This window comes from Thermococcus litoralis DSM 5473, from assembly GCF_000246985.2.
In the GTDB taxonomy this organism is placed as follows: domain Archaea; phylum Methanobacteriota_B; class Thermococci; order Thermococcales; family Thermococcaceae; genus Thermococcus_A; species Thermococcus_A litoralis.
Genome location: NC_022084.1, coordinates 727,744 through 750,804 on the forward strand (window position 1 = coordinate 727,744; position 23,061 = coordinate 750,804).

Sequence of the window (23,061 nt, forward strand, 5' to 3'; positions counted from 1 at the left end):
TCATCCCCTCAGGTCTAGTCCAAGAGTTTCTCTTAGTTCTTGCGATTCTTCAAAGGTCTCTATTGAGGCTTTTACGTTTCCGTTCTCACGCTTCATATAAATGACCCTTCCCTCTACTTTGCTTTCTAGACCATATTTGATTAGCATGTCAATAAGCTCAAGACTGTGGGTCGTTAGAAATACTTGGACATTGTTTTCTTTTGCTCCCCTGACAAGAGTCTTAGACATAACTCTTAGAGACTTTGGATGATGGAAGGCTTCGGCGGAGTCTATGAGAAGATAACCATTTTTCAGAGAGGAAACTACAAGTGCCATGGCTGTCAATGCTTTAAATCCATCTCCCATCACATAATAAGGTATAGCCTTTTTTGTCCACTTAATGTCTACGTACATAACAGGAGTAATGTTCTCAGGTAATGGACTTAGATTTTGAAACTCTGGATAACCTTTTTTGATTATTGAAAAAGCTCTTTCGGTTCCTTTCTCCTTAAATGCCCAAGAATGAGCCCTTTCAATGAACCCGGGAGAAATTATGTCGAAAGGTGTTAAGAATCGTACAGGCATTTCAACAAGATACATATCATCACTAGTTGAGAACACTGTAAGTAAGTCACCTTCCTTGGGAAAACCTACATTAACTAGCACAGAGTATGTCTTTTTTAAAGGGCCAGCTTTCACGATTCCGGGAAGTATAATAAACTTTCCGAGGCCAATGCGTCTTATTGTATCATCATCAATCTTAAGTTCACCCCCCAAGATGTCAACGATATTACCCTGTTTTCTGATTTCTACCGAGAATGGAGTGTTATTCTCAACGAATTTGATCTTAGTAGCAAGATAATCTTGATAAAACAGGGAAGTTACTGAATTTTTTCCAAACCACCCTCTCCAAGTCAATACCTTTGTTAGCACTTCTTGCAATGGATCGTTTTCACTATTCACACCTGCAATACCAATAGAAAACGCTTCAATTATGCTTGATTTACCCGCATTGTTTTTGCCCGCAATTACGTTAATTTGGCCAAGATTATTTAGTTCCAACTTCTTTATGCCCCTAAAATTCTCAATCCTAAAAGATGTTATCATGAGCATCCCCTTTCAGTATTGGTATTAACCAAATTAAAGCTTTGTCCTCAAGCATTTCTCGACCTCCCTACAATCCACCTTAGAACAACGAAGATGCTCAAGCTCAGCAGTACAAGGATAACGGAAATCGGCCTTGAAGCCCTCAAACCATAGTTGTTAAAGTACTCCATGACCAGAACCTGTGCAGTTTTTGGGTAATATGCAACGATTAGAATCGCACCCACTTCGCTTATCGCCCTTGCCCACGTCATGATGGCACCGCTCAAGATAGAGGGCATCGCAATGGGAAGCGAAATCGTCAAGAATGCCTTAAGCCTACCCGCCCCTAAGGTTCTTGCCACATGCTCAAGCTTCTCATCTACCGCCAAAAACCCGTCTCTGGCGGCATTGATTGTGAAAGGTGCAGAGACAAAAAGCATTGCCATTATTATTCCGAGATAGCTATCCAAAATTTTGTTTGAAAATGTCACAAGAAGCATTATGCCAACAACGGAGTGTGGGATAACTATTGGGACGTCAACAACGGCCTGAACAAAACTCTTCCCCACAAAATCCTTCCTTGCGAGTATATAGCCAAGGGGGACTCCAAAAAGGAGAGAAATAAGCATTGTAGCCGTGGACGTTAGGAGGGAATTCCTAAGAGCCTCTAAGACAATATCATCGTGGAGAACATTTATAATCATTTCCCAGTCCAAAAGCTGCTTCCCTATGATAACGGCTAACGGAAGGAGGATGTACAGAACAAGGAACGTGCCGAGCAGAGCGAAGAACCATGTTACGTAATCCCTCATATCCTCACCTCTGAAGAAAAAGATAAAAAGTTTAGCCCTCTACCTCCACTTCATTTTTGATCTCCTCTGGAATGTTTCCAAATCCAACAGGTGGCCATATGAAATCCTGATAGTTCTTCTCAAAAATTTCCTTGCCTCTTTCACTCAGTAAGAACTTCAGGTACTCTAGAGCGAGCTCCTTATTGGGGGCATCTTTTAGGACAGTTACTCCATAGACAATTGGTTTTGCTTTGATTGTTTTTCCTGTTGAGCCTAGAGTTATTGAAACCTGCCCATAATAGTCTGCTAGAGTAAAGTCCTTCAGGTTGATCTCTTTGGGCAACTCAACGAACTTTAAGCCGTGCTGCATTGCGACACTTTTGTAAATGAAATAATAATCCAAACTACCGCTCTCCACTAAGCCAGTTAAATCCGTTTCCTTTGGTCTTATAACAACCTTGTCAGTCTTGATTTGAATCTCCTTTGGGGCAACTATGTGGTTTCCTTCGGCATAGATGTTGGTGTTTCTTTCTACTAAAGTTTCAAAAATCGGCTTTCCATAATAGATATCGGCAAGCTTCATTACCATAACACTTCTATAACCACAAGGGTCTTGATTGGGGTCACTGAATCCAAAGGAAACATCCTCTCTCGCCAGAATCTCATACCAGTTGTTAGAGTTGATTTCATCGGCGTATTTACTCTTATCGGTGAATGCTATGACTATCTCATTGGTCGCAAAAAGGACGTAAAAGTCCGTATAGTTGGGCACCAGCAACTGAGGGATTAGGGTGTAATCTGCAAGGGCAACGATATCGGCTTTTTTCCCCAAATCTGTGACTTTTCTAACGGCCATAACACTTCCGCTAGCCTCTGCTTGAATTTCCACATCATAACCAAGGGTCTTAGCGTATTCCCTGAAAGCTTCGCTGACGTCTTTTAAGGGCTCGCTCAGAGAGCCAGCATGGAAAATCTTCAAAGTTGATTTTTTAAGTTCCGTTTGTTCTGATGAAGGGGCAATACTTTCCTTCGTTCCAGTGTCCTTAACTTCATTCCCCCCAATGCAGCCGCTGGCAATTATTGCAAGAAGGAAAATTCCTATGAGAATCAATGATGCCCGTTTCATCACACCACCAGAAGAATACTCAACTTTGAGTATTTAAACATTTTGAGTAAATAGACGTGTTGAAGTTAAGCTAGTTTGCTTAACTCCAGAAGGATTTTATACCTAAACTAACTAAACTTCTAAAGGTGGGAGAATGAGAATGGTGCTTATTGATGGGGAGCACTATCCAGATGTAACTGCGTGGGCTATAAAAGGGCTCGGAGATGTATGCTGTGCAGTGTTTTTGGGAGGCACGGAAAAAATAGGTGATATGAAGTCCTTGGAGAAAAAAATAGGGGTCAAGCTGTACTACGGTAAAGACTACCTTCTTGAAATCGAGAGGGCTATTAGGGAGAACAAAATTGAGGAAGTCGTTGACCTGAGCGACGAGCCTGTTCTGAACTATGAGGACAGATTTAGAATAGCAGCAGTGCTCTTAAAGAACGGTGTAAAATACAAGGGTGCTGATTTTGAATTCTCTCCCAAAAAGATCACCAAAATCAACAAACCGAGTATTACAATACTAGGGACCGGCAAAAGAGTTGGAAAAACAGCGGTAAGTGGTTTTGTTGCAAGGACTCTAAAACAAATTGCAAAGCCCATAATAGTAACAATGGGCAGGGGAGGACCAGAAGAGCCGGAGATAATTGAGGGAGATAAGATAGAGATAACTCCCGAGTTTCTGGTAAAAATTGCGGAGTCAGGTAAGCACGCTGCATCCGATCATTTTGAAGACGCTTTAACGGCTAGAGTTTTAACTATCGGATGCAGAAGATGCGGAGGCGGAATGGCAGGCTTTAGCTTTTTTGATATCGTTGACAAAGGAATAAAACTCGCGGAGAAGCTTGAAGGAGATATAGTGATACTCGAGGGAAGCGGCGCAACTTTCCCCGCGGTTAAGGCAGATAAATACATAACCGTCGTCGGTGCAACTCAGAGAATTGAGTTCATAAGGAGCTATTTCGGGCCCTTCAGAGTGGGACTCGCGGACTTAATCGTGGTCACACTTGCCGATATGGTAAGCAAAGAGAAGCTTGAAGAGCTCCAAAGAGTTTTAAGGGAAATAAACCCAAAGGCTGAAGTTCATTTAACGGCCTTTAGGCCAAGACCCTTGGGAGATGTAAGGGGCAAAAAAGCCCTCCTTGTTATGACTGCACCTCCAGAAGGACTTAAAAAAGCCGCGAAGTACTTGGAAGATCATTATGAGGTCGAGATAGTTGGAAAAAGCCCAAACTTAGCAAACAGAGAAAAACTCAGAGAGGACTTGAAACGCTTTGTTAACTACGATACGGTTGTAGTAGAACTAAAAGCAGCTGCTGTAGACGTGGTTACAAGGGAAGCTCTCAAGCATGGAAAGGAAATAATATACCTAGACAATGAACCGGTGAATATAGACGGAAAGGACTTGAAGGAAGCTGTTTTGAAAATCGGAAGGGAGCTCAAAGGTGAGGACAAATGATAATCGTCGTTGACCCCGAGAAGAAAACCAAAATACCCTTTTCACGAGGAATCTTAACTAGATCAATAACTTCTACCGGCGTTGACGTTGGGATAGCCTATTCAATAGCGGCAGAGATAGTAAAGGAACTTGAGAGAAAAAAGGTAAAGGTAATCACCAAGGACGAAATTCGAAAGATGGCCTATAAGAAGCTCTTGGATCATGGGCTGAAAGATGCCGCTAGGAAGTATCTTTTCTGGCATGAACTTAGAAGGCTGAAGTATCCGATGATAATCCTCCTCGGAGGAGCAACTGGAGTTGGAAAGTCTACGCTGGCAACGGAGTTAGCCTTTAGACTTGGGATAAGGACTGTAATAGGAACTGACACCGTTAGAGAGGTAATGAGGAAAATAATAAGCAAAGAGCTCCTACCAGCAATCCACACTTCCTCGTTTTTGGCATGGAGAGAGCTCAGAAACTTGCCAAAAGACGTGGATCCTTTAATATACGGATTTGAGAGTCAAGTTCGGTATGTAACCGTAGGAATTAACGCAGTTGTAGAGCGTTCATACAAGGAGGGTTTCAACACGATAATAGAGGGAATTCACCTAGTTCCAGGCTATGTGAGCCTAAACGACAGGAGTTTTATGTATCTGATAACTGTAAAAAACAGTGAAGCACTTGAAGCAAGGTTTTACGAAAGAGCCCGTTACAGCCTCAGGCCAGCGGAATACTACGTGAAGAATATCGATAACATAATGCACATCCAAGAGTATTTAATTGAAAAAGCGAAAGAATACGGGATTCCGATTATAGAGAACATCGAACTTGAGCAGTCTATAAATTCCATAATGAACAATCTCATGGAGGAAATACCAAAGCGGCTTAAGGAGAGGGGTATTGAGCTTTCAATTTAAGGACAAAACTCTTTTATCTTTTTGAGACCAATTAATTTTTGAGAGCTTTTATGGTGATCCCAATGGATGAAAACGCTCCTATCAAAGTTTATATGACGAAGAAGCTTATAGGGGTAAGGCCAGAAGACACTGTCCAAGAGGCGTGCAAAGTGATGGTTGATTTTGACATCGGCTCTCTGGTGGTTATTGATGAAAAAGACAACGTTGTGGGTTTCTTTACAAAAAGTGATATTATTAGGAGGGTAATCGTCCCAGGCTTGCCCTATACAACTCCCGTAAAGGAGATAATGACAAAAGACCTCATTACCGTAGACACGAACACACCGCTAAAGGAAGTGCTGAAGATTATGGCTGCAAAGAGGATAAAGCACATATTGGTGAGGGAAGAAGGAAAAGTCGTCGGGATTTTTACACTGAGTGATTTGCTCGAGGCAAGTAGGAGAAAGCTCGAAACTTCAATAGCAGCGGAGTGAGGGATATGAAAATAGCCCACATAAGTGACACCCACATAACCAGCGGAGAAGCCTACAAAGGATATGCCTTCGATCTAATAGCCAACGAAGTCAACACACTAGACTATGACATGGTTATTCACACGGGAGATGTGACAAACGAGGGATTGAGGGAAGAATACGAGAGGGCAAGTTATGAACTAAAAAAGATTCAGAAGCCTTTAATAGTCGTTCCTGGAAATCACGATGCAAGAAACGTCGGTTATGAACTCTTTGAGAAGTACATAGGGCCACTAAATGGGGTTTACGAAAAAGACGACCTCGTTATAATATGGGTAGATTCTACGATCCCTGACTTAAGTGATGGGAGAATAGGGGGCTACAAATTCCACTGGCTCAAAGAAAGGCTTGAGGAGTATTCCCACAAAAAATTCAAGATAGTTGCTTCCCACCACCATCTAGTCCCTCTACCGGACACGGGGAGGGAAAGGAACGTTTTATTCAATGCCGGCGACGTGTTGGACTTACTTTTAAAGCACGATGTTAACCTTTACATCTGCGGGCACAAGCACGTGCCCAATATCTACAAAGTTGAGGGGCTTGTTGTGGCAAATGCCGGCTGTACCTCATGCAGAAAGACCAGAAAAGGTGACGTAAACAGCTACAACATAATCAAAATCAAAGAAGATGGAAAAATCTCGGTAAGTATAAAGCGGGTAACAGGAGATATCACAAGAAGAGAGTTTAAAATCAAAAAGCAAAGGATTTTTGTTCCAAAGAAGAGAAGATTGCTAAGAATCGTCCAGATGAGCGAGAGCAATGTTTCAGATAGGGTTTATTTCAGAGAGAGAGTTTTGAAAAACGCAATTAAGGCTATCAACGAGAAGTACAAACCAGATTTAGTCATACACTGCGGAGACATGGTGGATGTCGGAACCGAGAGGTACTATGCAAAAGCTTACGAATTCTGGGAAAAGATCAAGCCAGAGAAGATTATAGTGCCCGGTCACAACGACATTACCTATCTCGGCTACGACCTCTTCAAAGAGTATTTTGGGGAGCCAAAAATTCTGGAAATGGAGAATTTTGCATTCATTCCAATAATTTCAGCCCAATATGAGACTCCTATAGGAGTGGTTGGGAGAATAGGCCAGAAAATTTTGAGAAAACATCTACAGGAACATGAAGAAAAGTTCAGAGCTGTAATAATGCACCACAACATAATTCCAATACCTAAAAGCAGAGAGATAGGATTTTTAGAAGATGGGGGCAATGTTTTGAAGATATTAACAGATGAAAAAGCAAATTTAGTTTTAACGGGTCACGGTGGCAACACATTGGGAATAAAAGTCGAAGAAACACCAATAATAAACGCAGGGTCAATAAGCTGGGAGCTCCACAGAAATCCCTTTGGAAACTCCTTCAACTTAATAGACATCTATGAAGATATGATAGCAGCATTTGAAATACAGGCAACCTGGGGATCAAGAAAACTCCTAGGAATATGGAAAATAAAAACAAAAGTGCCATGGGCTTAGCCGAAGAAGGCGCCCATCATGTCCATCTGCTCTTCAGAGAAGCCCTTAACTTTGAACTCGGGCATCTTAGCAATAAGTTCCTCGTATCTCTTCTCATCTATTTTCTCAACTTCTGTGCCCTTCACATGAAATGCCCTTAAAGTATCCTCTGACCTGTATGCAACCAGAAATTCCTCGCTTTCTATATTTTCGAAGTTCACAAAGATAGCGTTTCCACCCGTATAGGGCTTTTTACATTTAAAGGGAAAGCTTGCAGAGTTCAACATCGCATCTCCAAGGGCAAAGTTAGCTTTTTTGCCGTTTATCTCCGTCCAAAATGGTTTTCCCTCAAAGTCCCCCTCAACAACTACGAGAGTTTTCTGCCCATCAAACTCTATAATCGGTGCACCTTTCTTCTCAAGGATATCAAAGAGCTCCTCAATTGTTTCAGCGTTTTTTAAACTTGCGACAAATCCTTCCACTTTCATTCCAAATCCTCCATTTTCTTTTCAAAAATAAGTAACCTAAAGGGTTTATAATCATTCCTCCTCTTCTATGAATTCTCCTTCCTCTCCTTTTTCGTTGGAGAGTTCTCTCAGGCGATCAATTCCAGAGCCTACGGCTATCAATATGTCCCCCTCTTCAATTTTCTCGTCCTTGGAGGGGTTGTAAATATATCTTCCTCCCCTCTTTATCGCTATTAACCTTACACCCACTTTGGTTGGAAGCTTAAGCTGTTTGAGGGGTTGTCCTATTAGTATTGACCCCTTGTTAACCTTTATGCGCCCTATTTCTTCATCAACATCGTGCATTATTTTCCTTATTATGGGGTGAGGCTCAACATCCCTGAGAACAAGGTCTGCTATCTCATAGGCGGAATCGCTTATCTGCTCGTTTATTGTAGCCATCTCAATTATACTTAGGAGCTTTTCGGGATTTTCTTCATACTTGGCAGCCCTCAAAGCAAGTTTTTTGACTTTTAATGTGAGCTCATCCATTTTTTCTTCCAGGATATAAACCTCATCGGCTATGTCCTCACTATCGTACATGACTGAGGAGAAGGCAAGGTCAACCATAAGAGAAGAAAGGTTTTTCATTTCTATGAGACAATCTTTTATCTCTTCAAGCTCTTTCATCACCAACCACCCTGATAATTCCTCTCGCAATCTCTTTAAGGTGTTCAACAGAGGTGTGAGTTCCCCTTCCTATCAAAATATCTCCCGGCTTTATCTTGAAGTCCTTATCCGGGGCAAAAATCCACCTTTTACCCCTTTTCACCGCTATTATCCAAACCCCAGTGTTTGTGGCAAGATCAAGCTCCCCAAGTGTTTTTCCTACGATGACAGAATCTGCAGAGACTGGAACCTTTGCTATTACTTCCTCGCTTTCCATAATTGCCTCTGTAATAACTGGATGAAGTTCAACTCCTTCAAGAACCATCTTTGCAAGGTCTCCAGCGGCGTTTGAGATGTCCTCTATTGAATTTGCCATCTGCAGAACAGAAGTTATCTGCTCCGCCTCCTTTGGATTTCTTGCTGCCAAAACAGCGTGTGTCATAAGGTGGTAGTTAAGGAGATCCATTCTCTCCTCGAGATCGAGCACTTCCTCGGCTATCTCTTTATCCCCGAAGAGGATTGCTGTGTAAGCAAGATCAACCATGAGCTCGACGATGTTTTTCATCTCAATGAAAATTTCTTTAACGCTCTTAGGCTGATACTCAAACTCCTCAAACTCTTCCATCCCTTTGTCCTCCCCGTTTTTATCTCATATCTCATTTTCTTTTAAGGTTTTCTTAGACTAAACAATCAGATGAGCAACCCCCACAGTGAAGAGTGTGGAAAATATATCTGCTAAAGTTGTTATCGTTGGAACGGTGGCATTATCAGGATCTAACCCAAGTCTATCAAAGACTATTGCGAGGAAGTATCCAATGAACATGTTAAACAAGACCAAGAAAGGATAAAGAAAGATAAACGGGAAAACAAGTCCAATGCTCTTTCCCAAGCTTAGTTTTACCACACCTATTGCCACTAAGTTCATTAGGACTGCTATGAAAAAACTCGTCACAAAGTACACAAAAATATCTAGTATGGAATCCCGGTTAAGAAAGCCCTCGATTTCCCCAAGATGAAGCTTCGTTGAGGTTTTTGCTCCAATAATTGATCCATAGTTTCCAGCAGTGCCAAGTATTGCAGGGTACATGACGCTGAACACAACAGAAGCATAAATAATTTCGCTGTAAGATTCGAGCAGTCCTCCCGAAATGCTTGACAACAATGCTAAAGCCCCAATAATTCCTAGAATTTCTCTAATCATGCGCTTCTCTTCGCTTTCAAATTTTGTTTTGATGAACATAGCTAGCAAAAGCAAAAACGCCAAAACTACTAAGCTACCGAAGACATGGGGAATATCTTCATAAAGGAGAATAAAGAAGACCAGAAAAGGCATTGTGACGAGATCTCCAGCGGAAGTTACCAAAGGTGCCGCCACGGTGTCTGGATCAATGCCCTTCTTGAAGGGCAATACGGTGGCAAGTGCTGTTGCATAACCCATTATCAAGCTTACGAAAATAGTCGAAGTTAGCACTATTAAAAGCACAATCATTCCGGATATGGCGTTTCCCACTTTAAGAACTCCCACAATCCAGAGCACAATAACAGGGAGGAGAGATAGGAGAATGCTCAAGAAAATGTTTTTCAAAACATTTTTATCTCTCAGCTTTGGCTCCATCTCACCTAGATGGAGCATTGTAGTAAAGCGAGAAGCCATTGCCCCAAAAATGTTGCCTCTCAACCCCATAAGTCCCGGGAGAATCACGAATATGACCGGGTAACTCAGCATAATCTTTTCAAAAAATCTACCCAAGAACGCTCCGGCAAAGAAGTCCATAAGAAGACAAACTATTAGCGCTGGAACTGCTATCAATGCTTCTCTGAATTTCTCTGAAAGCTCCCTTCCAAGAACTACTTGGAGGCTTTTCATATTCCTCCCCCCTCATTTCTGCTCCCTCCTTGCCACTGTCTTTTACCTTACCGAGTAACTCTCCGAAAAGTTATATAAAAAGGTTTTGGTGACCCTAACCGAAGAAAAAAGAAGTAAAAGACGGATTTTCTTATATGTTAGCTCTTTTCTAGCTGGAATGGGGATATATAGTCTCCATACTCCTCTTTCGCCTTTAGGAGTCTTTGTCTTTCTTCCTCTAAAATCTTAAAGAGCTCTTCTGGGATGTTGCCAACATCCTTGTAAATCTTTTCAATCCTTTCTATCTTGGCAAGGAACTCGGGAACTCTGATGGTAAACTGCTTTTCATAGTCTTCTCTGCTGTAATCCTTGTTGAGGACTTCCTTAAAGAGTCTCTTCAGGTCTTCGTATTTTGGAATGTATCCAACGGGAGTTTCTATCGCATCAACATCCCCATGAACCCTAAGCTCCATCCATTTGAGCCACACTGCCTTGTCGAGCTTATGATTCAGCCATCTGCCGTCTTTATCTCTAAGGAAGTAGTTAACGGCAAATATTTTCGGCTTTATCCTTAGCTTTTTCTCGAATTCAAGATAGTTCCTAAGATAGTCCCCAATATGAACACTCAGGAAATCCAAAATAGCCATTGGATTGAATGCCCTCACTCCCTCCTTTCCAAGGGTGGCTGCGGTTGTTTCACTTTCCAACGCCGCTCCCATAGTAATGACTCCATGTGCCCAGTCAAACGCTTCCCTCACCGGGGGCCAGGTATCTGCATCTCTGCCACCAAATATCATGCCACCGATTCTAACGCCACAAGGAGCTTCAAGGGCCTCTAAATCAACGTTTGGAAATGCCTCAAGGCTGACTGTGAAGCGAGCATTTTTGTGGCTCGGTGGTATCTCGTTACCCTCGGCATCTTTCTTTCCTCTCCACCACTTCCCGCTGTGGTTCTCGCCTTCGTCTGGAATCGGAATGCCCATGTCATTCCAGTAGGGCTTTCCATCTTTAACGAGAACGTTCGAGAAGATTATCTCATTCGGTGAGTGAAGAACCTGCCATATTATTGGATCATCCTCCTGGTTGACTCCCTGGATTATTCCAAAAACACCCTTCTCGACGTTAGCCCCTCTGGCTTCACCTTTCATGTCAACTATGAACGTGAGGTCATCGCCCACTATGTTCTCCCATGGAAGCATTGCTGTTGAGGTTTTGCCGCACATAGATGGATAAGCTCCCGTGAAATAAGTTTTTCTCCCATTAGGTCCGTTCACGCGCATAAGAAACATATGCTCGCTCAGCCAACCTTCTTGGACAGCTCTTCTAATCGTAAGCCTGAAGGCGAGCTTTTTGAGCCCTATTGTATTGCCACCGTACTGTGTGTTTGCTGAATAGACAGTCTCTCCTTCAAGGTCAATGTAAATCCTTCTCTTATCTATGTTCTTGCTGGTCTTTCTTTCGTCAAGTTCCCCCGCAGAATGGACAAACTTCAAAAACTTTGCATCTCTTCCAAGGCGTTTAAACTCCTCGTAACCTTTTCTGTAAAGGATAAACTCACTGTGAGCAACATATGCGGAATCGGTGAGCTGAACAGCGGGAATCGTGAAGATTGAGTTCTTAGGGCCGAGCACAAAGAAACATACAAACAGCTCCTTACCTTTTGCAATATCTCTCATGATTTCATGAATCTCCTTAAGCCCTTCTTCCCTGTCCATAGTATTTATGAACGGAATCTCCACCCCCTTAGGAACCAAGATTTTAGTCCTAGCTTTATCTCTAGCTTGATCGTAATAGCCATCGTAGTGGACGGTATGCCCTTCCATCGCGAGGGGCTTCTCCTCCCCGTATTCAATTGCCTTTCTCCTTACATAGTCCTCATCTTCCTTCGAGTCTGTGCAAACAAAAACTTTTGCAGGATTCAAAAGATCAATGTACTTTGCCAAAAATTCATGAAGTTCAGGATTGTCAATTACCTTAATTTTCTCAAACTGTTCTGGATCAAGTCTATTTTGAAGATATTCCAAAGGCTCCATTTACATCACCGTAAAAATTGTCATTATGACAAATTAAAAAGATTTCCAATAAAACCACCATAAATTATATTAACTGGGAAATCCCTAAACTTTATGGTGGCAGTTACATGCAAGCAGTTATTCTAGCGGGCGGAAAAGGCACAAGATTGCTTCCTCTAACCGTCTACCGCCCCAAACCAATGATTCCATTTTTCAACAAACCCATGATGGAGTACATAGTCAACGCCCTAGTAAACGCTGGAGTGGAAGAGATATTCGTACTCGTTGGATACCTAAAAGAGAGAATCATGGAGTATTTTGGAGACGGAAGTGATTTTGGGGTTGAGATTCACTATTCAAATGGAGAAAACATAAAGCTTGGAACCGCAGGAGCAACAAAAAAGGTTGTGGACAAAATAGAGGACACGTTTATAGTCGCTTCAAGTGATGTTCTCACTAATTTAAACATTAGAGCTCTCTATGAGTACCACAAAAAAAAGAAAGCCCTCGCAACAATAGCCCTCTCGCAGGTTGAAGATCCAACCCAGTATGGGATAGCGATTGTAGATTCAGAGAACAGAATAATAAGGTTCAAGGAAAAACCAAAGCCGGAAGAGGCATTTAGCAACCTTGTAAATGCAGGCATCTACGTCTTCGAACCAGAGGCATTCGATCTAGTACCCAAAGGGGAAAACTTTGATTTCTCACTCAATCTGTTTCCCAAAATGCTCGAAGAGAATTTACCCCTTTATGGTTTTCCGTTTAAAGAATACTGGAACGACGTGGGGAGGCCATCAAGCTACCTTCAAGCAACTGAGGACGTGTTCTTGGGGAGACTGAGACTCCCACAATTAAGAACGGAATCCTTAAAAGGGAACCTAGAATATGGAGGCTCTCTTTACAGCGGAAGGAGATGTCAAATCAGAAACCCAAGCATAAGGGGATTTGCCGTACTGGGAGATAACGTTAAAATAGGCAGAAACGTTAAAATAGAACGGTCGGTAATATTCTCCAATGTGACTATCGAGGAAGGAGCAGAGATCTACGAAGCAATAATTGGAGAGAACGTTTACATCGGAAAGGGTGTAATTATTGAAAGTGGTAGCGTTATCGGAGATAACTCCGTGATTGAGGACTTCACAAAAATTGGTGCAAATGTAAAAATCTGGACTGAGTCAAGAATTGGAAAAGAAAGTATAATACTTCCTGATTGAGGTGATTATGATGGAGATTTATAGATCCGAGGAATTCAACCCAGAAGAGCTCGCTCTGCTTGGTAGAGCAATAGGAACCGTAGGACAGGGAACTATAGTGGTAGGACGAGACGGAAGGGCAATTTCAAGGTATGGAAAGAGGGCACTCGTAGTGGGAATCGTAAGCACCGGGGCAGCAACTATGGATGTTAGACTTATTCCGCTAATAGCACTCAAAGATTTTGCCCATAAGAGGGGCCTACCCCTAGTATATGTTTACTATCACAATGGGGTAAGGGTGGAGATTAGTGGCTTTGACCCCGATGAAATAAAGGCCATACTGGAGAGTAAGAAGTTTATAGAGGCACATCCCAACGATATAGGAGCTACTGTTTATTATCCCAACGCCCTAGACGACTTTCTGCAGGATATTTTCAGGCACTATAACTTCAAGATAGAGGGAAGCGCATTAGTGGATTGCATGAATACTCCAGCAGTACTCTTCTTCCCCAGATTAAATGAACACTTTGGGTTTGAAGTGGAGCTTCTCAACGATATGATGACCAGCTATTTGCCTCCAAAACCTAAGGAGGTTTACCTTCAAAAGCTCAAAAAAGGAGATTACACCTTTGGACTTCGCTTTAAGCCAAATGGATATGTAGAATTCCACAAAGGAGAAGAAGAAAAAGAGTTTGGTAGCATGTGGAAGCTCTTAGATTATATGAAGAAGACCCTCTGAATTCAACTCTAAGAAGAAATACAAAAGACAAAAAGCATTAAAAAGAAAGGATCAGGTAAGTTGCAACTCTGGAGGTGTATTTATGGGCATGTTCATCGTCTTAGAAGGAATTGACGGAGCAGGAAAATCAACTCAAGCTAAAATGCTTGCGAAGTGGTTTGAAAATAAGGGATACGAAGTCGTTCTCACCAAAGAACCTACAGACACTGCTTTTGGAAAGCTAATAAGGAGACTCGTACTGACGGGAGGAAAAGAGGGAATAATCGATGGTGCGCGGATAAGCAAAGAAGCGGAGGCACTACTTTTTGCCGCAGATAGAGCCGAGCACGTTAAAAAACTCATAGAGCCTTCTCTAAAAGCCGGAAAAGTGGTTATATCGGATAGGTATTTCTACTCCTCCCTAGCTTACCAGTGGGCAAGGGGGCTTGACTTGGAGTGGCTTATCAACTTGAATGCCTTTGCTCCAAGGGCTGACCTCGTAATCCTTCTCGACTTGCCAGTTAAGGAGAGCATAAAACGCATAAACGGTAGGAGCATCAGGTCAGAGTTTGATAAGATCGTGGAGCTCCAGAAAAAGGTGAGGGAAAACTACCTAAAGCTTGCCGAGAAGTTTGAGGAGATAAGGATTATAAACGCCCTAGCCCCTGTTGAGGATATTCACAACGATATAGTGGCTCTGGTTGAGCATGAACTCCTTGAAAAAAGAGAGTAGAGGTCAGACAGTGCCGATCTCATCATCTATCAGACCGGTAAACGCACATCATCCCAAACCTTTTAACTCCCTATTCTTTAAAAAGTGTTAGCCGATGACGAGCGTTAGCCACTCTGATGAGTGATGACAAGAGGGTTAGCCGAGGCTTTGCCTTGTGAAGGCATATTACTCGGAGTGATGATGCATCCGTGTCGCTTTATGCTCATCAAAGACTAATTCGTGCTTTTTTATGGTCAAGATTGCCTAACTGCGCTTTCTCGGAAAGCTTATATAGACTTTTACCGATATGAAACTCGGTGATTGTAAAAATGCTTGATTATTTCTTCACCCCAAGGAGCGTTGCGGTGCTGGGAGCATCTAATGACCCTCTGAAACTCGGTTATGAGGTCTTCAAAAACCTTAAAGAGTACAAAGGGAAGGTTTATCCAGTAAATATAAAAGACGAAGTCGTTCAAGGAGTTAAAGCATACAAGAACGTCAAGGACATTCCAGATGAGGTCGACCTGGCTGTCATAGTCGTACCCAAAAGATTTGTCAAACAATCACTCATCGATTGCGGAGAAAAAGGCGTAAAAGGCGTCATAATAATAACAGCAGGATTCGGCGAAATGGGTGAAGAGGGAAAGAAAGAAGAGAGAGAACTCGTTGAAATAGCCCATAAATATGGAATGAGAATCATAGGGCCTAACTGTGTAGGAGTAATGGACACTCACAGCAATCTCAATGCAACGTTTATCATGAATGCCAAGAAAGGCAGCGTTGCTTTCATATCCCAAAGCGGAGCCTTAGGAGCTGGAATAGTTTACAAGACTATCAAAGAGGACATCGGCTTTTCCAAGTTCATAAGCGTCGGGAATATGAGTGACGTGGACTTTGCAGACCTTATGGAGTATTTGGCTGAGGATGAAAACAGCAAAGCCATCGCCCTTTATATAGAGGGTATAAAAGACGGAAGGAGATTCATGGAAGTTGCGAAAAGAGTCAGCAAGAAGAAGCCAATAATAGCCCTAAAAGCCGGAAAGAGCGAAAGTGGTGCAAGGGCTGCCTCATCCCATACGGGTTCTTTGGCCGGAAGTTACGCTATTTATGAAGCTGCATTCAAGCAAAGCGGAATTTTAGTTGCAAACACTATAGACGAAATGTTGAGCATGGCAAGGGCTTTCACCCAACCACTGCCAAAAGGAAAGAGAGTCGCAATAATGACCAACGCAGGTGGTCCAGGGGTTTTAACGGCAGATGAAATAGACAAGAGAGGATTAAAGTTAGCTAACTTGGAAGAGGAGACAATGCAAAAGCTCCGCTCATTCTTGCCCCCAATGGCGGCAGTTAAAAACCCAGTTGACATGATAGCCTCAGCCAGGGGAGAAGAGTACTACAAGACAGCAAAGCTCCTTTTAGAGGATGAAAACGTTGATATGCTCATCGCTATTTGTGTTGTGCCAACTTTTGCGGGGATGACTCCAACAGAGCATGCGGAGGGAGTCATAAGGGCGGTAAAAGAGGTTACCAATGGAAAACCGGTTTTGGCATTGTTCATGGCTGGATACGTTAGCGAGAAAGCCAAGGAACTTCTTGAAAAGGAAGAGATTCCAACTTATGAACGACCCGAAGACGTTGGGGTAGCTGCTTACGCTCTGGCGGAGTTTGCCAAGTCAAAGGGTGTTGTTAAAGAATGAGGTGGTGTGGATGGCTAAAGTTAGTGATATTGTTTTATGGGACAAACCCGGAGAAAGGGTTTTGCTTTTAGGAAACCAGGCAATAGCTAGGGGAGCACTTGAGGCAAACATAGCGGTTTATGCCGCTTATCCTGGAACTCCAAGCTCTGAGCTCACCGATACAATGGCTGTTGTAAGCAAAAAAGCTGGAGTCTACATGGAGTATTCCACAAACGAAAAGGTAGCTTTTGAGACCGCTTTAGCCGCAGCTTGGAGTGGCCTTAGAGCAATGACCGCAATGAAGCACGTTGGTTTGAACGTTGCTGCCGATACTTTCATGAGTGCTGTTGGAATGGGAGTAGAGGGTGGATTCGTCATAATGGTGGCAGACGACCCAAGCATGTGGTCTTCACAGAATGAACAAGATACTAGGATTTATGCAAAGTTTGCAAATGTTCCAGTCCTTGAGCCAAGCGATCCCCATGAGGCAAAGGAGATGACAAAGTATGCCTTTGAGCTTAGTGAGAAGTTTAAGCACTTTGTGATTTTAAGGACAACGACGAGGACTTCCCACGCGAGAGGAGATGTAGTACTAGGAGAACTGCCAGAGGAAATAAAGCAAGGAAAGAGAAAGTTTGGAAAGTTTAAAAAAGATCCAAACAGGTTTGTCGACGTCCCAGCTAACGCAAGAAAATTCCACCCAATAATCCTTGAGAAGATTGAGAAAATAAGAGAGGAACTCAACAACTGTCCATTCAATTGGATAGAAGGCGACGAGAACGCCAAGGTCGGTATAATCGCTCCGGGTTTGAGCTACGCCTATGTGAAAGAAGCTCTCGCCTGGCTTGGCGTTGACGATGTCAAGATTCTCAAACTTGGAACACCGTTCCCTGTTCCCTATGGTTTGTTAGAGAAGTTCTTTGAGGGACTTGAGAAGGTTCTTATCGTAGAGGAGCTCGAGCCGGTTGTTGAGGAGCAGGTAAAAACGTGGGCTTACGACAAAGGGCTTACTATCCCAATCCACGGCAAAGATCTCGTGCCCAGAGTTTACGAGATGACAACAAGGAGGGCAGTAACTGCTATAGCAAAGTTCCTTGGAGTTGACACGCCAATAAACTTTGAAGAGCTTGACGCAAAGTACGAAAAGGTTAAGCCACTCTTACCCCCAAGACCCCCATCATTATGCCCAGCCTGCCCGCACAGAAACAGCTTCTACGCAATAAAGAAAGCCACAAGGGCTAGGGCAATCTACCCGAGCGATATAGGATGTTATACCCTAGGATTGCTTCCGCCTCTCCAAACGGTTGATACAACGGTTGCAATGGGTGCTTCAATTGGAATTGCCCATGGATTGAGCATAGCCCAAAACGGAAGCCTAAGTGAAGAACAGAGAAATCCAGAGAAGCAGGTAATAGTTGCCACAATTGGTGATTCAACGTTCTACCACACTGGATTACCGGCTTTGGCAAACGCAATCTACAACCGCTCAAACGTGCTGATAGTGGTTTTGGATAACCTCGTCACTGCAATGACCGGTGATCAGCCAAATCCAAGCACCGGACAGACCCCGCATGGTATGGGCAAGAGGATACCCATTGAGGATGTTGCAAAAGCCATGGGAGCCGACTTTGTAGCAGTGGTTGACCCATATGACATAAAGACAACCTATGAAACCATAAAGAAAGCCTTAGAGGTTGAAGGAGTTAGCGTTGTGGTATCAAGACAAGTCTGTGCTCTCTACAAAGTGGGACAAATGAGAAGAAGAGGCGAAAAGTGGCCAATCTACCAAGTCAATGAGGAGAAGTGTACAGGATGTAGGGTATGTATCAACGCCTACGGCTGTCCAGCGATTTACTGGGACGAGGAGAAGAGACAGGCAAGAGTTGAGCCAACAATGTGCTGGGGATGTGGAGGTTGTGCCCAAGTATGTCCATTCGGAGCTTTTGAGCCTGTAAAGGAGGGAGCAGAATGAGGGAGTATAACATAGTTATCACTGGAGTAGGAGGTCAGGGAGTTTTAACGGCCGCAAACATTCTTGGCTGGGCTGCCTTAAGAGCGGGATACAAGGTAAGATTAGGTGAAGTCCACGGAATGAGCCAGAGGTTTGGGTCAGTTATAAGCTATGTGCGCTTTGGCGAAGACGTTTACGGCTCAATGGTGCCAGAGGGAAAAGCAGATGTTATGCTTTCCTTCGAGCCTGTCGAGGCCTTAAGATACATTAACTACCTCAAAGAGGGTGGAATGGTAGTTGTTAACACAAAGCCAATAGTTCCAGTGCAGGTTTCGATGGGAATGGCAAAGTACCCGAGCTTGGACGAGATAAGGAAAGTCTTCGAAGAGGACTTCAAGGCAAAATGGATTGGCTTTAATGCTGAAGAGCTTGCGGAAAAAGCAGGGCACGTTGTTACAACCAACACAGTTCTAATTGGAGCTTTAACACAAATTCCAGAGTTCCCACTCGATGCAGAACACGTTAGAGAGGTCATAAAAATAAGCGTTCCTCCAAAAGCCGTGGAAATGAACATGAAAGCCTTTGACCTTGGAATAAAGGCTGCAAAAGAGATTTTAGGGCTCTAAGCCCTCTTTCTACTTAATTTCCCACCACTTGCCGTATATTTTCTTCGCAGCCTCAACAACCTTTACGGATTCATGGCTTGGACGGACTTCCCCTATGGGAGCTTCTCTAGAAAGATACCCACTAACAAATGCCGGAAGACCCTTTCTTAATCCCACGCTGTATCCTCCTTCTAAAACAACAGCCAAGCTAAACTTTGAAAGGGAGGCTCCGGCAAAGTGATAAAACCTCTCAGTTAACTCCATCGTCGCAAGACCATCGTTTCTAAAGGCATCGAAGCCCGCTGAAACCACCACAACTTTTGGCTCAATGTTTTCCAGAACGGGAATCACTATTTCTCTCCACGCAAAGATGTAGTCGTCATCTTTGGAATAATGCGGCATTGGGACGTTTACTTTGCTCCCCTCTGCGCCGTTTCCCCGATATCGTAAATCCCTCCGCTCCCCGGATAAATACCCTCTTCGTGGATATCTATGTGCATGACGTTTTTATCTTCCCAGAAAATCTCCTGGGTGCCGTTGCCATGATGGACATCAAAGTCTATTACAACTGCATCTCCAAGAGCATCTTTAATCTCAAGGGCGGCTCCAGCGGAGTTGTTAAAGATACAGAAGCCGAGAGTTGGTGCGTTGAATGCTCTGCCCCTCCTACCGGCGTGATGACCTGGTGGCCTAACAAGAGCAAGATAAATGTCTTTCCTTTTGAGAGCAAGCCTAGCTGTTTCAACAGCTGTCCCAAAAGCCTTAAGAGCAGCTTCCCAAGTGGCTGGAGATACATAGGTGTCGGGGTCAACAAAGGAGAAGCCCTTTTTGAGAGCTCTATTATCCTTTCAACGTATTCCTCCGAGTGAACTCTTAAAAGCTCCTCCACCTCTGCCTCTGGAGGCTCCCTTACGTTCCTCCACAAATCAGATTCCCTAAGCCCTTCTATAGCAAGCTCAAGCCTTTCTGGATTTTCAGGGTGATATCTTAGAGGTTTATGCTCTTTAAAGACCTCGGAATAGAGAATCTCCACGGAAATCCCCTAGAAAAGTTAAAAAGGAGATTAAGCCTCCTCTTCAATGAGGCCGTATTTTTCAAGCTCGTGAAGGAGCTTTTTAACAGCTTCCCAGGCATCGTGTTCACTCTTTGCCCCACTGCACACGATTTTTCCGGAGCTAAAGAGGAGGATAACAGCCTTTGGATCCTTAACACGATAGATAACACCGGGGAACTGCTCAGGTTCATACTCACAATTTGGCAACACAAGAGCGACAGCATCGAGATTAAACTCCATCTTAAGATCGCCGCTAAACACCATATTTTGGATATCTATCTCCGGCGCTCTGGTGAACTTAGTCCCGATCTTTGAGAGCATTTCAACAAGCTTTGAAACCGCTGCCTGAATGTCTTCAACGCTCTTTGCCCCAGTTACCACGAGTTTACCCGAGCTAAACACAAGGAGGGCAACTTTTGGCTCATCGAAGCGGCAGATTATCCCCGGAAACTCCTCCGGGTTATACTTTGAGTGAGGACAGATTTCTATCACTTTTTCAAGATCAAGAGAAGCAAAAAGATCCACAGAGGCTACTATGTTCTCTATCCTAAGTTCAACATTGCTCATATCAACCAAGGCTTACACCTCCACTGGGTTTAAAAACCCTTTATAAATAATCCCTTAAAGGTTTTTAAAGTTTAGTGAAAATTGCAGATACTGGTAGGGATCATTTAGTAACATTACTAGCCACAGAATAGTTGCAGTTGTATGTTATTGCAATGCTATATTTACCTTTTATTTGNGNTNCGTTTTGTTCTAAAAAACTGTAAAATAATGCAACTTCTTCTTCCGGCTTTAAGTTTGTAAGAAATCCTTCTTTTGTAAGAACTTCTACCACTTCTTTTGGAGCATTGTTTAAATCTTTAATTGCTTTAACAACTTCTCTGTCAACTATTAGAAGTCGAGAGTTAGGTTTTAAAAGTAAACACTCATCAGTGTTTAACTTAACGATAGTCACAAAATTAGAAAGACACATCGAACATCACCCCGTCATATAAAATCCCATCTCTCGATAGCTCTCACCTATAATGGTGTAACTTCTCAAGCCACTGAACTCTTCGAGCATTCTTCTTGTTCCATACCTGTCAACTCCCTCTATGACTATTATAAAGTTATCTTCATTCCAGGGATTTCTGACAACTTGTGAAACTCCAATAGCACGTGTTGTGCCGTTTAAAGAAAGTTCCATTATACTGTCACTCGAGACTAAGAAAGCATGGAACTCATGAACAGCGGTAGGGTTTCTTTTTACTTCCCAACTTTTGTTATAAATAAAGATTATCGGAAGCTTGGTGTTTAGCTCTCTTGTGATTTTGTTCGCCACTGGACCCCCTATCAAAATCAAATTCTCTTTAAAATCTTCACTCGTTAGATTCACATCGGGTTTGACAAGTATGGAAGGAGAAGCTCCGTAATAAGCTCTAAATCCTTTCTCATACATCTCTTTCAACATGTATGCAGTTTCTTTGTCATACTCTACTCCACTCTTATCCGGATTCTGGTACCATAAACAATAATAACCCTTCCAACATAATATATTCTCTCCTCTGCTTCAACAACTGTAATAGGCGTTTTCATTTTAAAGTATTTACTGATGTTTTCGGGAGTTGCCCACTTGCCCATGTGCTCAGCCATAGTAGGAGCATGCTCAAATAGGGTCTCATTTTCCTTCCTAATCTTTTCAAAGATTTCGTATTCTCCAAGAAAATCTTGAATAGGGTATAGTACAGTAGCCATTTGGAGTGTTCTGAATGTAACAAGATCCTGTGGAATTCCACTCTTTAGAGCAATGTACTCGGCAATGCTTTCAGTTAAAAGCTCGTTAAGGTATCTCTCAAATGATCCAAAATGCTCTGGATCATGAGCTGTAAGCGTGGGCAATCGGTTTTTCAGTTCATGTAAGTAGTAGTTCTTATCCTCAAAAAGTCCATAAGTTTTTCCCAAAAAGGCATTGACGAAAGGATGAGTAAACTCGTGAAAGATCGTAATAAGCTCCCGAAATATTACATCCTTATTATATCCTCTTGAATACACATATCCAATGCTGTAAATTTTTTCCTCTTGAAATTTTGAGTGTGGATGTATCCGGAGAGAGTATGATAGTTCAACCCGATATTCGTGATATGTGTACCCAAAGAACTTTTCGTGCATTTTCGGAAGGATTTTTAAGTATTGTGTGATGTTAAGGACATAGCTGTAGTACTCTTTTTCGTGAGCTTTGTAAAACTCCATGAAGTTGCTCTCTTTGGCAAACTCTGCCAGGGGCTTTAAATCGCCAAGATTAGTCTCATTTGGCAGGTAATCTAAAGCCACTAGTCTAGTGCTTAAATCCATTATCACACTATCACGGTGGTAATACGGGTAAGACTTATCGAGAATTTTCCTAATGTATTCGACCGCCTCATGCTCTTTGTAAGGGGCAAAGTACGTCAAGACATCGTTAACATAATCTTCGGGTGCTATTATAAACGAATCACTCCCATTGAAGGCCAGAATGTAAACTGCTGCAAACAATTCAAGATTTGGGTTGATCTCAACTATAATACTAGCTTTATTCTCAGTTTGTGAGTATCCTTCAGGAAATGTTCCAACTACAATCAGAATAATCATTATCAATCCCGCCTTAGACAACTTCACTGTGTGTCCCCATATTTGATTTGTCATATTTGTTTTTAATAATTTTCAACATTAACTCTGAACGACAATACGAGGAATTAACAGAATTGTGAAAAAGGAAGGTCAAATAAGAGAAGATGCCTATGTTTTTTACCAATTCCTCATTTAACAACCACAGTTAAACAAAAGGACGTTGCTGCTCTTGCATGAGTACCGGAAACTGCCATAATCATTTTTTGTACTTTTGTATTTTACACACAGATATTATCAGGACTCTT

At 42.6% G+C, this 23,061-nt stretch carries 21 protein-coding genes and 2 pseudogenes; 10 read left to right on the plus strand and 13 right to left on the minus strand.

Translation table 11 applies throughout. The features are described from left to right. From OCC_RS04050 to wtpA, 3 genes are read right to left on the minus strand one after another with little or no spacing between them, the layout of a single operon-like run. Positions 1–1,092 (minus strand): AAA family ATPase, encoded by a 1,092-nt coding sequence (locus OCC_RS04050; protein WP_338010723.1) that lies wholly within the window; start codon positions 1,090–1,092, stop codon positions 1–3. A gap of 41 nt (positions 1,093–1,133) precedes the next feature. Next, on the minus strand, positions 1,134–1,877 hold the full coding sequence (gene wtpB / locus OCC_RS04055) for a tungstate ABC transporter permease WtpB (protein WP_004068205.1): 744 nt from the start codon (positions 1,875–1,877) through the stop codon (positions 1,134–1,136). A 31-nt stretch (positions 1,878–1,908) separates the two neighbouring features. Further along, positions 1,909–2,982: a tungstate ABC transporter substrate-binding protein WtpA gene (gene wtpA, locus OCC_RS04060; RefSeq protein ID WP_004068206.1), complete on the minus strand. Its 1,074-nt coding sequence runs from the start codon at positions 2,980–2,982 to the stop codon at positions 1,909–1,911. 133 nt (positions 2,983–3,115) lie between these two features. Here wtpA and OCC_RS04065 point away from each other — a divergent pair, with 133 nt between their 5' ends. From OCC_RS04065 to OCC_RS04080, 4 genes are all read left to right on the plus strand, one after another. Then, positions 3,116–4,420 (plus strand): 2,3-phosphoglycerate synthetase, encoded by a 1,305-nt coding sequence (locus tag OCC_RS04065; RefSeq protein WP_020953648.1) that lies wholly within the window; start codon positions 3,116–3,118, stop codon positions 4,418–4,420. Further along, on the plus strand, positions 4,417–5,316 hold the full coding sequence (locus OCC_RS04070) for a 2-phosphoglycerate kinase (protein WP_004068208.1): 900 nt from the start codon (positions 4,417–4,419) through the stop codon (positions 5,314–5,316). Before OCC_RS04065 ends, OCC_RS04070 begins: the two co-directional genes overlap by 4 nt. 62 nt (positions 5,317–5,378) lie before the next feature. After that, on the plus strand, positions 5,379–5,789 hold the full coding sequence (locus OCC_RS04075) for a CBS domain-containing protein (protein ID WP_004068209.1): 411 nt from the start codon (positions 5,379–5,381) through the stop codon (positions 5,787–5,789). Between the two features lie 5 nt (positions 5,790–5,794). After that, positions 5,795–7,306 carry a metallophosphoesterase family protein gene (locus OCC_RS04080; protein WP_004068210.1) on the plus strand — a complete coding sequence of 504 codons (1,512 nt, stop codon included), beginning with the start codon at positions 5,795–5,797 and terminating at the stop codon, positions 7,304–7,306. Here the strand turns inward: OCC_RS04080 and OCC_RS04085 are convergent. From OCC_RS04085 to OCC_RS04105, 5 genes are all read right to left on the minus strand, one after another. Beyond that, positions 7,303–7,773 (minus strand): hypothetical protein, encoded by a 471-nt coding sequence (locus OCC_RS04085; RefSeq protein ID WP_004068211.1) that lies wholly within the window; start codon positions 7,771–7,773, stop codon positions 7,303–7,305. The genes OCC_RS04080 and OCC_RS04085 overlap by 4 nt on opposite strands. Before the next feature lie 51 nt (positions 7,774–7,824). After that, positions 7,825–8,421 carry a potassium channel family protein gene (locus OCC_RS04090; protein ID WP_004068212.1) on the minus strand — a complete coding sequence of 199 codons (597 nt, stop codon included), beginning with the start codon at positions 8,419–8,421 and terminating at the stop codon, positions 7,825–7,827. Next, positions 8,408–9,025, minus strand: coding sequence for a potassium channel family protein (locus tag OCC_RS04095; RefSeq protein WP_004068213.1), 618 nt, complete (start codon positions 9,023–9,025; stop codon positions 8,408–8,410). The genes OCC_RS04090 and OCC_RS04095 overlap by 14 nt, the downstream gene beginning before the upstream one ends. Before the next feature lie 57 nt (positions 9,026–9,082). Continuing rightward, entirely contained in the window at positions 9,083–10,267 is a 1,185-nt protein-coding gene (locus tag OCC_RS04100) for a magnesium transporter (protein ID WP_004068214.1), read from the minus strand. Between the two features lie 137 nt (positions 10,268–10,404). After that, on the minus strand, positions 10,405–12,279 hold the full coding sequence (locus OCC_RS04105) for a phosphoenolpyruvate carboxykinase (GTP) (RefSeq protein ID WP_004068215.1): 1,875 nt from the start codon (positions 12,277–12,279) through the stop codon (positions 10,405–10,407). Between the two features lie 107 nt (positions 12,280–12,386). Between OCC_RS04105 and OCC_RS04110 the strand changes: the two genes are divergently transcribed. From OCC_RS04110 to OCC_RS04135, 6 genes are all read left to right on the plus strand, one after another. After that, a complete protein-coding gene (locus OCC_RS04110) occupies positions 12,387–13,472 on the plus strand; it encodes a nucleotidyltransferase family protein (RefSeq protein WP_004068216.1) in 1,086 nt (361 codons plus the stop codon). Between the two features lie 10 nt (positions 13,473–13,482). Further along, positions 13,483–14,190 carry a phosphohexomutase domain-containing protein gene (locus tag OCC_RS04115; protein WP_004068217.1) on the plus strand — a complete coding sequence of 236 codons (708 nt, stop codon included), beginning with the start codon at positions 13,483–13,485 and terminating at the stop codon, positions 14,188–14,190. An 82-nt stretch (positions 14,191–14,272) separates the two neighbouring features. Next, the gene (tmk, locus tag OCC_RS04120; protein WP_004068218.1) at positions 14,273–14,902 is read left to right on the plus strand and encodes a dTMP kinase; all 630 of its coding nucleotides are present in this window, start codon (positions 14,273–14,275) and stop codon (positions 14,900–14,902) included. Positions 14,903–15,210: 308 nt separating this feature from the next. Further along, a complete protein-coding gene (acs, locus tag OCC_RS04125; RefSeq protein WP_004068219.1) occupies positions 15,211–16,578 on the plus strand; it encodes an acetate--CoA ligase alpha subunit in 1,368 nt (455 codons plus the stop codon). A 10-nt stretch (positions 16,579–16,588) separates the two neighbouring features. Continuing rightward, a complete protein-coding gene (gene iorA, locus OCC_RS04130; protein ID WP_004068220.1) occupies positions 16,589–18,529 on the plus strand; it encodes an indolepyruvate ferredoxin oxidoreductase subunit alpha in 1,941 nt (646 codons plus the stop codon). After that, positions 18,526–19,134, plus strand: coding sequence for an indolepyruvate oxidoreductase subunit beta (locus OCC_RS04135; protein ID WP_004068221.1), 609 nt, complete (start codon positions 18,526–18,528; stop codon positions 19,132–19,134). Before iorA ends, OCC_RS04135 begins: the two co-directional genes overlap by 4 nt. Before the next feature lie 9 nt (positions 19,135–19,143). Here the strand turns inward: OCC_RS04135 and OCC_RS13140 are convergent. The 5 genes and pseudogenes from OCC_RS13140 to OCC_RS04160 all read right to left on the minus strand — a co-directional run. Then, positions 19,144–19,865: pseudogene (locus OCC_RS13140) on the minus strand (histone deacetylase family protein); the annotation flags it as partial. A 128-nt stretch (positions 19,866–19,993) separates the two neighbouring features. Further along, positions 19,994–20,146: pseudogene (locus OCC_RS13090) on the minus strand (histone deacetylase family protein); the annotation flags it as partial. A gap of 30 nt (positions 20,147–20,176) precedes the next feature. Continuing rightward, positions 20,177–20,743 (minus strand): TATA-box-binding protein, encoded by a 567-nt coding sequence (locus OCC_RS04145; RefSeq protein ID WP_004068222.1) that lies wholly within the window; start codon positions 20,741–20,743, stop codon positions 20,177–20,179. Between the two features lie 406 nt (positions 20,744–21,149). Further along, positions 21,150–21,608 (minus strand): hypothetical protein, encoded by a 459-nt coding sequence (locus OCC_RS04155; RefSeq protein ID WP_171814833.1) that lies wholly within the window; start codon positions 21,606–21,608, stop codon positions 21,150–21,152. Between the two features lie 35 nt (positions 21,609–21,643). Next, positions 21,644–22,804, minus strand: coding sequence for a DUF4932 domain-containing protein (locus OCC_RS04160; protein ID WP_171814834.1), 1,161 nt, complete (start codon positions 22,802–22,804; stop codon positions 21,644–21,646). Positions 22,805–23,061: the final 257 nt, after the last annotated feature.

Coding starts and splice junctions, on each gene's coding strand:
- OCC_RS04115 (WP_004068217.1), top strand. CDS start 13,483: ATGGAGATTTATAGATCCGAGGAATTCAACCCAGAAGAGCTCGCTCTG.
- acs (WP_004068219.1), top strand. CDS start 15,211: ATGCTTGATTATTTCTTCACCCCAAGGAGCGTTGCGGTGCTGGGAGCA.
- iorA (WP_004068220.1), top strand. CDS start 16,589: ATGGCTAAAGTTAGTGATATTGTTTTATGGGACAAACCCGGAGAAAGG.
- OCC_RS04100 (WP_004068214.1), bottom strand. CDS start 10,267: ATGAAAAGCCTCCAAGTAGTTCTTGGAAGGGAGCTTTCAGAGAAATTC.
- OCC_RS04065 (WP_020953648.1), top strand. CDS start 3,116: ATGAGAATGGTGCTTATTGATGGGGAGCACTATCCAGATGTAACTGCG.
- OCC_RS04050 (WP_338010723.1), bottom strand. CDS start 1,092: ATGCTCATGATAACATCTTTTAGGATTGAGAATTTTAGGGGCATAAAG.
- OCC_RS04090 (WP_004068212.1), bottom strand. CDS start 8,421: ATGAAAGAGCTTGAAGAGATAAAAGATTGTCTCATAGAAATGAAAAAC.
- OCC_RS04095 (WP_004068213.1), bottom strand. CDS start 9,025: ATGGAAGAGTTTGAGGAGTTTGAGTATCAGCCTAAGAGCGTTAAAGAA.
- OCC_RS04155 (WP_171814833.1), bottom strand. CDS start 21,608: ATGTATGAGAAAGGATTTAGAGCTTATTACGGAGCTTCTCCTTCCATA.
- OCC_RS04085 (WP_004068211.1), bottom strand. CDS start 7,773: ATGAAAGTGGAAGGATTTGTCGCAAGTTTAAAAAACGCTGAAACAATT.
- wtpB (WP_004068205.1), bottom strand. CDS start 1,877: ATGAGGGATTACGTAACATGGTTCTTCGCTCTGCTCGGCACGTTCCTT.
- OCC_RS04075 (WP_004068209.1), top strand. CDS start 5,379: ATGGATGAAAACGCTCCTATCAAAGTTTATATGACGAAGAAGCTTATA.
- OCC_RS04110 (WP_004068216.1), top strand. CDS start 12,387: ATGCAAGCAGTTATTCTAGCGGGCGGAAAAGGCACAAGATTGCTTCCT.
- OCC_RS04135 (WP_004068221.1), top strand. CDS start 18,526: ATGAGGGAGTATAACATAGTTATCACTGGAGTAGGAGGTCAGGGAGTT.
- OCC_RS04070 (WP_004068208.1), top strand. CDS start 4,417: ATGATAATCGTCGTTGACCCCGAGAAGAAAACCAAAATACCCTTTTCA.
- tmk (WP_004068218.1), top strand. CDS start 14,273: ATGGGCATGTTCATCGTCTTAGAAGGAATTGACGGAGCAGGAAAATCA.
- wtpA (WP_004068206.1), bottom strand. CDS start 2,982: ATGAAACGGGCATCATTGATTCTCATAGGAATTTTCCTTCTTGCAATA.
- OCC_RS04080 (WP_004068210.1), top strand. CDS start 5,795: ATGAAAATAGCCCACATAAGTGACACCCACATAACCAGCGGAGAAGCC.
- OCC_RS04105 (WP_004068215.1), bottom strand. CDS start 12,279: ATGGAGCCTTTGGAATATCTTCAAAATAGACTTGATCCAGAACAGTTT.